Origin of the sequence: Nocardia sp. NPDC087230 (assembly GCF_044744725.1) — a bacterium.
GTDB classification, from domain to species: domain Bacteria; phylum Actinomycetota; class Actinomycetes; order Mycobacteriales; family Mycobacteriaceae; genus Nocardia; species Nocardia canadensis.
The window spans coordinates 170,384-181,482 of record NZ_JBIUYV010000008.1 but is presented as its reverse complement, the minus strand read 5'-3'; the positions used below and the strand labels follow the sequence as shown (position 1 = coordinate 181,482).

Annotated in this window: 11 protein-coding genes; 3 read left to right on the top strand and 8 right to left on the bottom strand. The window is 68.9% G+C overall.

All coding sequences use genetic code 11. The features are described from left to right. Positions 1–144: 144 nt before the first annotated feature. The 4 genes from ACIO52_RS25125 to ACIO52_RS25110 all read right to left on the bottom strand — a co-directional run bounded on the left by ACIO52_RS25125 (position 145) and on the right by ACIO52_RS25110 (position 4,093). Positions 145–1,302, bottom strand: a complete 1,158-nt coding sequence (locus ACIO52_RS25125) for an acyl-CoA dehydrogenase (RefSeq protein WP_316573650.1) — start codon at positions 1,300–1,302, stop codon at positions 145–147. Between the two features lie 165 nt (positions 1,303–1,467). Continuing rightward, complete coding sequence (locus ACIO52_RS25120) at positions 1,468–2,127, bottom strand: TetR family transcriptional regulator (protein ID WP_218720926.1); 660 nt, start codon at positions 2,125–2,127, stop codon at positions 1,468–1,470. A gap of 43 nt (positions 2,128–2,170) precedes the next feature. Next, positions 2,171–2,677, bottom strand: coding sequence for a 5-(carboxyamino)imidazole ribonucleotide mutase (purE, locus tag ACIO52_RS25115; RefSeq protein WP_308248629.1), 507 nt, complete (start codon positions 2,675–2,677; stop codon positions 2,171–2,173). Between the two features lie 189 nt (positions 2,678–2,866). Continuing rightward, positions 2,867–4,093, bottom strand: coding sequence for a 5-(carboxyamino)imidazole ribonucleotide synthase (locus ACIO52_RS25110; RefSeq protein WP_218720925.1), 1,227 nt, complete (start codon positions 4,091–4,093; stop codon positions 2,867–2,869). Between the two features lie 39 nt (positions 4,094–4,132). Here ACIO52_RS25110 and ACIO52_RS25105 point away from each other — a divergent pair, with 39 nt between their 5' ends. After that, entirely contained in the window at positions 4,133–4,681 is a 549-nt protein-coding gene (locus ACIO52_RS25105; RefSeq protein WP_316573648.1) for a GtrA family protein, read from the top strand. Between the two features lies 1 nt (position 4,682). Here ACIO52_RS25105 and ACIO52_RS25100 read toward each other — a convergent pair whose 3' ends face one another. The 3 genes from ACIO52_RS25100 to ACIO52_RS25090 are packed head-to-tail and all read right to left on the bottom strand — an operon-like array spanning position 4,683 to position 7,271. Continuing rightward, entirely contained in the window at positions 4,683–5,990 is a 1,308-nt protein-coding gene (locus ACIO52_RS25100; RefSeq protein WP_218720923.1) for a HAMP domain-containing sensor histidine kinase, read from the bottom strand. Positions 5,991–5,998: 8 nt separating this feature from the next. After that, complete coding sequence (locus ACIO52_RS25095) at positions 5,999–6,700, bottom strand: response regulator transcription factor (protein ID WP_218720922.1); 702 nt, start codon at positions 6,698–6,700, stop codon at positions 5,999–6,001. A 40-nt stretch (positions 6,701–6,740) separates the two neighbouring features. Beyond that, entirely contained in the window at positions 6,741–7,271 is a 531-nt protein-coding gene (locus ACIO52_RS25090; protein WP_218720921.1) for a PH domain-containing protein, read from the bottom strand. Positions 7,272–7,399: 128 nt separating this feature from the next. Here ACIO52_RS25090 and ACIO52_RS25085 point away from each other — a divergent pair, with 128 nt between their 5' ends. Further along, complete coding sequence (locus tag ACIO52_RS25085) at positions 7,400–8,362, top strand: acyl-ACP desaturase (protein WP_218720920.1); 963 nt, start codon at positions 7,400–7,402, stop codon at positions 8,360–8,362. 40 nt (positions 8,363–8,402) lie between these two features. Here the strand turns inward: ACIO52_RS25085 and ACIO52_RS25080 are convergent, their stop codons facing one another. Then, complete coding sequence (locus ACIO52_RS25080) at positions 8,403–9,200, bottom strand: biotin--[acetyl-CoA-carboxylase] ligase (RefSeq protein WP_402647197.1); 798 nt, start codon at positions 9,198–9,200, stop codon at positions 8,403–8,405. Positions 9,201–9,324: 124 nt separating this feature from the next. On the opposite strand from ACIO52_RS25080, the gene ACIO52_RS25075 reads away from it, so the two are divergent. After that, entirely contained in the window at positions 9,325–10,965 is a 1,641-nt protein-coding gene (locus ACIO52_RS25075; protein ID WP_402647195.1) for an acyl-CoA carboxylase subunit beta, read from the top strand. Positions 10,966–11,099 lie beyond the last annotated feature (134 nt).

Genomic DNA, 11,099 nt, shown 5'->3' with positions numbered 1-11,099 from the left:
CCTGTTAATAAACAGCCACAATTCGATCATCAATCGCCCCCTACGCGGCGACTATCGAGATAACGCCGCGGGATCGCCCGCGAAACAGCCGTGGCCCCCGGCGAGTTCGCCGGGGGCCACGGATTCGCGCTTGTCGCGCCGCGATCAGCGCAGGATCTGGCGCGACATCACCAGACGCTGGATCTGGTTGGTGCCCTCGTAGATCTGGGTGATCTTGGCGTCGCGCATCATGCGCTCGACCGGGAAGTCGGTGGTGTAGCCGGCGCCGCCGAAGAGCTGGACGGCGTTGGTGGTGACCTCCATGGCCACGTCGGAGGCGAAGCACTTGGCGGCGGCGGAGATGAAGCCGAGGTTCTTCTCGCCACGCTCGGCGCGGGCCGCGGAGGTGTAGACCATGAGGCGGGCCGCCTCGACCTTCATCGCCATGTCGGCCAGCATGAACTGGGTGTTCTGGAAGTCGGCGATGGCCTTGCCGAACTGCTTGCGATCCTTGGTGTAGGCGATCGCGGCGTCCAGGGCGCCCTGGGCCAGGCCGACGGCCTGCGCGCCGATGGTCGGGCGGGTGTGGTCGAGGGTCTGCAGCGCGGTCTTGAAGCCGGTGCCGGGCTCGCCGACGATGCGGTCGCCGGGGACGCGGCAGTTCTCGAAGTACAGCTCGGCGGTGGGCGAGCCCTTGATGCCCAGCTTGTGCTCGAGCGGGCCGACGACGAAGCCCTCGTCGTCCTTGTGGACCATGAACGAGGAGATGCCGTTGGCGCCCTTCTCGGCGTCGGTCACGGCCATCACGGTGTACCACTCGGACTTGCCACCGTTGGTGATCCAGCACTTGGAGCCGTTGATGATCCAGTCGTCGCCGTCGGCCTTGGCGCGGGTGCGCATGGAGGCGGCGTCGGAGCCTGCCTCACGCTCGGACAGCGCGTAGGAGGCCATCTTGCCGTTCACCAGGTCGCCGAGGACCTTCTGCTTCAGCTCCTCGGAGCCGTTGAGGATCAGGCCCATGGTGCCGAGCTTGTTGACGGCGGGGATCAGCGAGGACGAGCCGCAGACGCGGGCGACTTCCTCGATCACGATACAGGTGGCGACCGAGTCGGCGCCCTGGCCGCCGTAGGCCTCGGGCACGTGCACGGCATTGAAGCCGGCGGCGTTGAGGGCGGTCAGCGCCTCCTCGGGGAAGCGGGCGTTGCCGTCGACGTCCTTGGCGTACGGAGCGATCTCCTTCTCGGCGAGGCCACGGATGGCGCCACGGAGCTCATCGTGGAAGTCCTCGAGCTGGAACAGGTTGAAATCCGGGTTTCCCGCCATCGGGCACTCTCCTGGTCGTGGTGGTGATCGCTGCGGTCAACAGCGCGTCCTACATCGGCACCCAGTGCCAATTCGGCTCGATTATACGCCCGGCACTCTACCCCTACATGGGGATATGCCAGTGGCACTCAGTGTCACCGATCCTTCACGCCGCCGAAGCGGCGCTCACAGGTTACCGAGCTGGGCGGTGATCAGGTCGGCGACCTTGCGTGGCGGCATGTCCCGGGGGAAGACCGCGAGGACCAGCTCCTCGCGCGGGGTCGGCGCCGGCCTGCCGCGCGGGATCAGGGCCAGTTCGGTGCGCAGATCGGCGACGGCGGCCGCGGACTCGCCGCGCACCATCCGGCGCAGCAGATAGTTGTGCGTCGCGGTCACCGCGGCGGTGAACTGGACCCGAACCAGGTCCGGCTCGTCGGGCAGTTGCTCGCGCAGGAAATCGGTGAACAGGCGCTCGTACCGGAACACCGTCACGATCTCGCGCTCGCGCAGCGCGGGCACCCGCCGCACCACCTGATACCGGCGCGCGGCGATGTCACGCCACTGGGTGAACCGCTCGAACACCCCGATCACGGCCTCACACACCGCATCCCACGGATCACCCGTGGCCCGCCGCAACGAGTCCTCGGCCAGGGCCAGCTGGAACTCGTGATCGGCGAAGATCACGTCCTCTTTGGACCGGAACTGCCGGAAGAAGGTCCGCCGCGAGATCCCCGCCGCCACCGCGATCTCGTCCACCGTCGTCGCCTCGTACCCCCGCTCGGCGAACAACCGCAACGCCTGATCCACCACCGTGAGCCGGAACTGCGCCGCATCGTCGTGTGCCACCCGACCACCGTAGTCACCGGCCACGACGGGTCCCGACCGGGATCTAGCCCAGGAGCTTGGTGCGCAGGGCCTCGTCCTTGTCCAGGACCATCTGCTCGAGGCCGGCCTGGAACTGCTCCATGCGGGTGCGCAGGGCGGGGTCGTGGGCGGCCAGGATGCGCACGGCCAGCAGGCCGGCGTTGCGGGCGCCGCCGATGGAGACGGTGGCGACCGGGACACCCGCGGGCATCTGGACGATCGACAGCAGCGAGTCCATGCCGTCGAGGTACTTCAACGGGACCGGCACGCCGATCACCGGCAGCGCGGTGGCCGAGGCGACCATGCCCGGCAGGTGGGCGGCCCCGCCCGCGCCGGCGATGATCACCTGCAGACCACGGCCCGCGGCGTCGCGCGCGTAGTCGAGCATGCGCTGCGGGGTGCGGTGCGCGGAGACCACGCCGACCTCGAAACGGATGCCGAACTCGGCCAGCGCCTCGGCGGCGGCCTCCATCGTCGGCCAGTCGGAATCGCTGCCCATGATCAGGCCGACCTGGGGACCGATGTTGCTCACGTGCGCTCCTGTGTTGTCGGCGGCTGGCGCCGCGGTTTTCGGCCTCGTGACCTCGCCTCCGAGGGGCGATACTTCGCCTTCGGCGTTACGTCTCGCCCCTCGGAGGCGAGGCGGCCGAAAACGTAGGGATCACGAATGCCGTTGGGGTGGTTCGGGTTCGGCGTGTGGTCGCGGATGCCGTGGAGTGTTTCAGGATTCGGCGTGGGGGTCCCAGCCGTCGGTCCAGACCGCGTGCGACATCCAGTGGGCGGCGCGTTCGGCTTTCTCGCGGACCTCGTCGACATTCTCGCCGAGAATGTTGACGTGGCCGATCTTGCGGTCGGGGCGTTCGCCCTTGCCGTAGAGGTGGACCTTGGCCTCGGGCAGGCGGGCGAACAGGTGGTGCAGGCGCTCGTCCATCGACATCTCGGGCGCCGCGGGGGCGCCGAGGATGTTGGCCATCACCGTCACCGGGGCGAGCGGGGTGGTGTCGCCGAGCGGGTAGTCCAGCACCGCGCGCAAATGCTGCTCGAACTGGCCGGTGCAGGCGCCGTCCATGCCCCAGTGACCGGAGTTGTGCGGGCGCATGGCGAGCTCGTTGACCAGGATCTCGCCGTCGTGGGTCTCGAACAGCTCGACCGCCATCACCCCGACCACACCCAGCCCGGCGGCCAGCTCCAGCGCCATCGTCTCGGCCCTGGCGGCCGTCTCCTCGGCCAGCTCCGGCGCGGGCGCGATGACCACCGCGCACTGTCCGTTGCGCTGCACGGTCTCCACCACCGGCCAGGTCGCCGCCTGACCGAACGGCGAACGCGCGACCATCGCCGACAGCTCGCGCTTGAGGTCGACCTTCGCCTCGGCGAGCAGCTGCACGCCGTGCGCGAGCTGGTCGGTGACCAGCCGCTCGGCCTCGGCGGCGTCGGCGGGCATCCACACGCCGCGGCCGTCGTAGCCGCCGCGCACGGCCTTGAGGACGAAGGGCCAGCCGTGCTCGTCACCGAAGGCGATCGCGTCGGCGGGCGCGGTGACCTCCACGAACGCGGGCACCGGCAGGCCGAGCGCGGACAGCTTGGTCCGCATGGCGAGCTTGTCCTGCGCGAAGATCAGCGCCTGCGGCGGCGGGGCCACATTGACGCCCTCAGCGACCAGGATCTCGAGGTGTGCCGTCGGCACGTGCTCGTGATCGAAGGTCAGCGCGTGCGACCCGACCGCGGCCTTGCGCAGGGCGGACAGATCGTCGTGGCTGCCGAGGACGACATCGGGGGTCACCTGCGCGGCGGGGTCCTCGGGGCGCTCCGCGAGCACCCGCAGACGCTGGCCGAGGGCGACCGCGGCCTGGTGCGTCATGCGCGCGAGCTGGCCACCACCGACCATCGTGACGGTGGGCATGGCAGACGGATCGAACGAACGTGCACTCACGTCGTGCAATGTTGTCATGTCGAATGCGAATCTTTGCTACCGGTACACTCGGAACTCGTGTCAATCGTCGACGACGTGGTCAGCGTCCTTCCCCCGCGCCTGCGCGAGCTAGCGTTCCGGCATAAAGAGCTGATCAAGTTCGCCATCGTCGGTGCCACGACGTTCGTGATCGACAGCGGCCTGTTCTACCTCCTGAAATGGACGGTGCTGGCCGACAAACCGGTCACCGCCAAGATCATTTCCGGGGTCGTCGCGGTGATCGCGTCCTACATTCTCAACCGGGAATGGTCGTTCAAGAATCGCGGCGGCCGAGAGAAACATCACGAGGCGTTGCTGTTCTTCGGTGTCAGCGGCATCGGCGTCATCCTGAGCAACATTCCACTGTGGATCTCGAGCTACGTCCTCGATCTGCGCCAGCCCGATGTGAGCTTCCTGGTCGAGAACATCGCCGACTTCGTCAGCGCGTTCATCATCGGCAACCTGCTGCAGATGGCGTTCCGGTTCTGGGCGATGCGCCGCTGGGTGTTCCCGGACGAGATGAACGAGATCGTCGCCGAGCTCGAGGAACTCATCGAAGAGGAACAGGAACCGCTCGGCCAGAGCTGAGTCAGCGCGGCTCGGTGAGGGTCGCGTTCGGCGACCGGTTGACCTTCGAGCCGAGGAACACCGCGAACAGCGCGGGACGGCGACGCTGCAGCTCCAGCCTGCCACCGTCGGCCTCCACCAGCGCACGCGCCAGGGCCAGGCCGACACCGGTCGAACCACCGGCCGAGAAACCCCGATCGAAGATGTGCGGCGCGAGCTCGTCGCGCACGCCCTCGCCCTCGTCGGCCACCTCCACACAGATCAGCGGATCGCGCGAACTCATCGTCGGCACCGTGCGCACCGACACCGTGCAGGTGCCGCCGCCGTGCATCAGGGCGTTGTCGACCAGCACCGCGACGGCCTCGCGCAGCCGGGAACCGGTGATCGGGGCACGCAGCGACTCGTCACCGATCAGCCGCAGTTCGCGCCCCTCCTCGGTGAACGGGTGCGCCCATTCGGCCATGACACCGCGCAGCTCGGCCATCACCGGGACCGGATCGCGGTCGGCAGCGTCCTCGTCGCGCGAGGCCCGCACCAGGTCGTCGATGGCGTCGGTGAGCCGGTCGACCTGCGCCATCGCCTCCTCGGCCTCGTGCACCACCTCGGGGTCGGCGTGGGTGGACAGCTCGTCCAGGCGCAGGCGCACGGCGGTCAGCCGGCTGCGCAGCTGATGGGAGACGTCGGCGACCAGCGCGTGTTCGCGTTGCAGCCTGCCCGCGATCTCGACCGTCGCCGAATCGAGCACGTCGGAGACGCGGTCCAGTTCGGCGATGCCGTGCCTGCGCGGGTCGGGCCGGAAGTCGCCCATGGCCAGGCGGGCGGCGCGGGCGGCCACGTCCCGCAGCGGGTCGGCGACCCGGCGCGCGGTCACCACCGCGACGGAGAACGCGGCACCGAGCGAGGCGAGCACGGCCAGCGCGACCGCGGCCACCGCCTGCTCCTGCCGGGCGTGCATGGGCCCGGCGGGCACCTCGAGCCGCAGCGAACCGGAGGTGCCCATGGACAGCGATTCGACGAGGGGATCGTCGACGTGGTCGACGCCGATGTCGGTGCGCGCGGCGTTGTCGTGCGGCGCCGGATAGACGATCGTCAGCTTGCCGCCCTCGGGCACCAGCGCCCGCATCGCGCGCACATCCAGACCGTCGTGCACGGTGCCGTCGCCGCGCTCCTGGGCGATCACCTCGGCGGCGACGCGTTCCAGGCGGCTCTGCAGATCGTTGCGGGTGATGTCCTCGACCCACAGCCACGCGGTGTAGATCAGCGGTACGCCGAGCACCACCGTGGTGATGGTCAGCACGGTCAGGATCGAGCGCAGGATGCGGCGGCGCACTGCCCTGATCAGCCTCGGCCCTGGCTCGACGGCCCGTCGGTGTTGAGCCGGAAACCGACCCCGCGCACCGTGACGATGCGCCGCTCCGCCATCGGCCCCTCGTCGCCGATCTTGCGGCGCAACCAGGACATGTGCATGTCCAGGGTCTTGGAACCGCGCAGGTCCGCGTCGCCCCAGACCTCGCGCAGGATGGTCTCGCGCGGCACCACCTGACCGGCCCGGTCGATGAGCACCTTGAGCAGTTCGTACTCCTTGTTGGCCAGGTTCACCTCGGCGCCGTTGACCAGCACCCGGCGCGCGGCCGGTTCGAGCCGGATCCCGCCGACCTCCACCGCGTCGTCGCCGATGCCGCTGCGCCGCAGCAGCGCGCGCACCCGGGCCAGCAGCTCGGCCAGCCGGAACGGCTTGCCGACGTAGTCGTCGGCGCCCGCGTCCAGCCCGACGACGAAGTCGACCTCGTCGGTGCGGGCGGTGAGCATCAGCACCGCCAGATCGGCGCCGCTGGCCCTGACCTGCCTGCACACCTCCAGCCCGTCCATGCCGGGCAGGCCGAGATCGAGGATCAGCAGATCGTGGTCGCCCTCGAGCGCGCGGCGCAGCACCGCGGGACCGAACCGTTCGACGGTGACGGTGTAGCCCTCGCGGCCGAGAGCGCGCGACAGCGGCGCGGCGATCGCCTCGTCGTCTTCGGCGAGCAGTACGGCGGTCATGTGCTCAGATTACGGATACCGGTCGGGGTGGGCCGGAAGCTCACCGATAACCGCCCCAGGTCTGGTCCCGGCGAGCGCTGCCCGCCTCGAACACCTCGTGGTAGAGCAGCGCGTGCACCTGCTGGACCTGCGGGATGTCGTCGTATTCGAGCGGCTCCTCCGACGACGAGCCGATGATCAGTGTGCCGGTGCCCAGCATCCGGTCGAACACCCCGTGCTGGAACTGCACGCTGGAGATGCGGCTGAGCGGGATGTCGATGCCGGTGTGGGTGAGCACGCCCTGACGCACCAGCACCCGCCGGTCGGTGATGATGAAATGGGTGGACTTCCAGGCGATCACCTTGCCGACGCAGCGCCACAGGATGAGCCCGAGCCAGATCAGCCCGATGAGCAGCAGCAGCACCGTGCGCACGTGCCCCTCGGTGTTGCGCCAGGCGAGGCCGCCGAGGAAGCCCGCCACGGCGGTCCCGGCGATGAGTGTGACGACCGGCCACACCAGCATCTTCCAGTGCGGATGGCGGTGCAGGATCAGCTGTTCGTCGGGCGCGAGAACGTCCTCCGGGTACCCCATGGCCGAACGATACCCCGTTGGGACGGTGCATTTCCCGATGCCACGGCCGAGGCGATACTGTGGTTTCCACGCTAGATGCCAGGTTTTGCCCATATCTGCTTGCTCGACACCCGACAGTGGAGGCACGCGTGACCAAAGCTCTGACTCAGCTCGAAATCCTGACGGCCCTGGAACCGGTGGCCGAACAGAATCTCAATCGGCACCTCTCGATCGCCAAGGACTGGAATCCGCACGATTACGTCCCGTGGGACGAAGGCCGCAATTTCGCCGCGATGGGCGGAATCGATTGGGAGCCGGAACAATCCAGGCTCTCCGAGGTCGCCAAGGCGGCGATGATCACCAATCTGCTCACCGAGGACAATCTCCCGTCCTACCACCGGGAAATCGCCGAGAACTTCTCCCAGGACGGCGCCTGGGGCACCTGGGTCGGTCGCTGGACCGCCGAGGAGAACCGGCACGGCATCGTGATCCGCGACTATCTGGTCGTCACCCGTGGCGTCGACCCGGTCGCCCTGGAAGAGGCCAGGATGATCCACATGACCCAGGGCGCGCACGCGCCGGCCAACTGGGGCGGATTCCTGGTCAACGTCGCGTACGTGACGTTCCAGGAGCTGGCTACCCGGGTCAGCCACCGCAATACCGGCCGCGTCTGTGACGATCCGGTCGCCGACCGCATGCTGGCCCGCGTCGCCACCGACGAGAACCTGCACATGATCTTCTACCGCAACCTCTGCGGCGCGGCGCTGGATCTGGTCCCCGACCAGGCGATGCCCGCGATCACCAAGGTGCTCACCAACTTCCAGATGCCCGGCGCGGGCATGCCGAACTGGCGGCGCAACGGCGTGCTGATGGCCAAGCACGGCATCTACGACCTGCGCCAGCACCTCGACGAGGTGGTGCTGCCGGTGCTCAAGCAGTGGAACATCTTCGACCGCACCGACTTCGGCGCGGCCGGCGAGGCGGCGCGCGACGACCTGGCGCAGTTCGTCGACAAACTGGAAAAGGACGTGCTGCGCTTCGAGGAGCAGCGCGACCGGCTGCTGGCGCGCGAGCGCGAAGTGGCCGAGCGCAACGCCGTCGCGGCGCGCTGACCCGGTGCCGAGCGGTCCCGGCGCACCGGGACCGCTCGCGTCAGTACTGGCCGCGCAGGTGGCTCACGTCGCCGGCGGAGACCGCCTCGTCGCCGATCAGCAGCCGGCCGGTGTCGTCGATGCCGGTCGCGACGCCGGTGACGACCCGGCCGCCCGGCAGCTCGGCCCGCACCTCGATGCCGAGGGTGGCGCAGCGCTCGCGATAGGCGGCGGCGAGTTCCTCGACGGCCCAGCCCGCCCGCTCCCACGCGGTGAACCGGCGGGCGAACTCGGTGAGGATCGCCGCGACCAGCGCGGTCCGGTCCAGGTCGCGCGCGCCGGCCAGCGCGAGCGACGTCGCGTGCGGGACCGGCAGTTCCGCCTCGTCGAGGTCGACATTGAGACCGATGCCGACCACCACGGCGGGCGCGATGCCGGTCGCCGCCACCTCGGCCAGGATGCCGGCGAGCTTGCGGCCGTCGAGCAGGACGTCGTTGGGCCACTTCAGTTCCGGCGCGACCCCGGCCGTGCCGCGCACCGCGTCGACGACCGCGATCCCGGTCAGCAGGGGCAGCCAGCCCAGCGCGCCGGGGTCGATCCCGGGCAGGCGGACCAGGATCGACAGCGAGATCTGCGCGCGCGGCGGGCTCACCCAGGCACGGGCGTGCCTGCCGCGGCCCCGCACCTGCTCCTCGGCCAGCAGCGCCTGCCGGTCGGCGGACGGATCCGCGGCCCTGGCCACCAGGTCGGCATTGGTCGAACCGGTCGATTCGACCACGTCGATCCGGTCGTAGAACGTCGGTGCCGGAGTGGCGAGGGAGCTGCGCAGACGAGGCGCATCGATCGGTGCCCTGTTCATTCCGGGAACGCTACTCGCCCGGATGGGGGCAACTTTGTGGCCGCGCCTAGCTGGGGTTTCTGTACTGGCCGGTAGGCGAGACTGCCGTAGTGCGACGTGGTGTCACTGGTTACACTCGCAACCCATGACGAGTGTCCAGCAGCAGCCCGCATCGGATTCGGCGGGCACCCCCGATATCCACACGACCGCCGGGAAGCTGGCTGACCTGCGGAATCGGCTGGAAGAAGCGCAACACCCGATGGGTGAGGCCGCGGTCGACAAGGTGCACGCCAAGGGCAAGATGACCGCGCGCGAGCGCATCCTGGCCCTGGTCGACGAGGGCTCCTTCGTCGAACTCGACGCCCTCGCCAAGCACCGCAGCGTGAATTTCGGCCTGGAGAACAACCGTCCGCTCGGCGACGGCGTGGTGACCGGTTACGGCACCATCGACGGCCGCGACGTGTGCCTGTTCTCGCAGGACGTCACCGTGTTCGGTGGCTCGCTCGGCGAGGTCTACGGCGAGAAGATCGTCAAGGTCATGGACCTGGCCATCAAGACCGGCCGTCCGCTGGTCGGCATCAACGAGGGCGCCGGCGCGCGCATCCAGGAGGGCGTCGTCTCCCTGGGCCTCTACGGCGAGATCTTCCACCGCAACGTGCAGGCCTCCGGCGTGATCCCGCAGATCTCGCTGATCATGGGCGCCGCGGCCGGTGGTCACGTGTACTCCCCCGCGCTCACCGACTTCGTGGTGATGGTCGACCAGACCTCGCAGATGTTCGTCACCGGTCCCGACGTGATCAAGACCGTCACCGGTGAAGAGGTCACCATGGAGGACCTGGGTGGCGCGCACACCCACATGACCAAGTCCGGCGTGGCCCACTACGTGGCCTCCGGCGAGCAGGACGCCCTGGACTACGTCAAGGACCTGCTGAGCTACCTGCCGAGCAACAACCGCGCCGAGGCGCCCCGGCACGCGCCGACCGACCCGATCAACGGCGCGATCGAGGACTCGCTCACCGACGAGGACCTCGAGCTCGACACGATCATCCCGGACTCGCCGAACCAGCCGTACGACATGCACGAGGTCATCACCCGGCTGCTCGACGACGACGAGTTCCTCGAGGTCCAGGCCGAGCGCGCGATGAACATCATCTGCGGTTTCGGTCGCGTCGACGGCCGCAGCGTCGGCATCGTCGCCAACCAGCCGACCCAGTTCGCCGGCTGCCTCGACATCGACGCCTCGGAGAAGGCCGCGCGCTTCGTGCGCACCTGTGACGCCTTCAACATCCCGATCATCACCCTGGTCGACGTTCCCGGCTTCCTGCCCGGCACCGGCCAGGAATACAACGGCATCATCCGCCGCGGCGCGAAGCTGCTCTACGCCTACGGCGAGGCCACTGTGGGCAAGATCACGATCATCACTCGCAAGGCCTACGGCGGCGCCTACGACGTCATGGGTTCCAAGCACATGGGCGCCGATGTGAACCTGGCGTGGCCGACCGCGCAGATCGCCGTGATGGGTGCTTCCGGCGCCGTCGGGTTCGTCTACCGCAAGCAGCTGCAGGAGGCCGCCAAGAACGGCGCCGACGTGGACGCTCTGCGCCTCGAGCTGCAGAACGAGTACGAGGACACCCTCGTGAACCCGTACGTCGCGGCCGAGCGCGGTTACGTCGACGCGGTCATCCCGCCCTCGCACACCCGCGGCCAGATCGTGTCGGCGCTGCGACTGCTCGAGCGCAAGATGGTGACCCTGCCGCCGAAGAAACACGGCAACATTCCGCTGTGAAAGCGCGATATCCCCGGTAGGCCGCGCACACTTGTTGCTATGACGCAACTGTTGATCGTCGCGTCCCTACCGGGAATGATCGCGTCAACCGCGCTGTAGGACATCGGAGTACCACAGCTTCGCCACCGGGGCAG

Excerpts from the sequence above, each read along its gene's own strand:
- ACIO52_RS25110 (WP_218720925.1), bottom strand. The coding sequence starts at position 4,093 with ATGACAACATTGCACGACGTGAGTGCACGTTCGTTCGATCCGTCTGCC.
- ACIO52_RS25125 (WP_316573650.1), bottom strand. The coding sequence starts at position 1,302 with ATGGCGGGAAACCCGGATTTCAACCTGTTCCAGCTCGAGGACTTCCAC.
- ACIO52_RS25080 (WP_402647197.1), bottom strand. The coding sequence starts at position 9,200 with ATGAACAGGGCACCGATCGATGCGCCTCGTCTGCGCAGCTCCCTCGCC.
- ACIO52_RS25075 (WP_402647195.1), top strand. The coding sequence starts at position 9,325 with ATGACGAGTGTCCAGCAGCAGCCCGCATCGGATTCGGCGGGCACCCCC.
- ACIO52_RS25090 (WP_218720921.1), bottom strand. The coding sequence starts at position 7,271 with ATGGGGTACCCGGAGGACGTTCTCGCGCCCGACGAACAGCTGATCCTG.
- ACIO52_RS25095 (WP_218720922.1), bottom strand. The coding sequence starts at position 6,700 with ATGACCGCCGTACTGCTCGCCGAAGACGACGAGGCGATCGCCGCGCCG.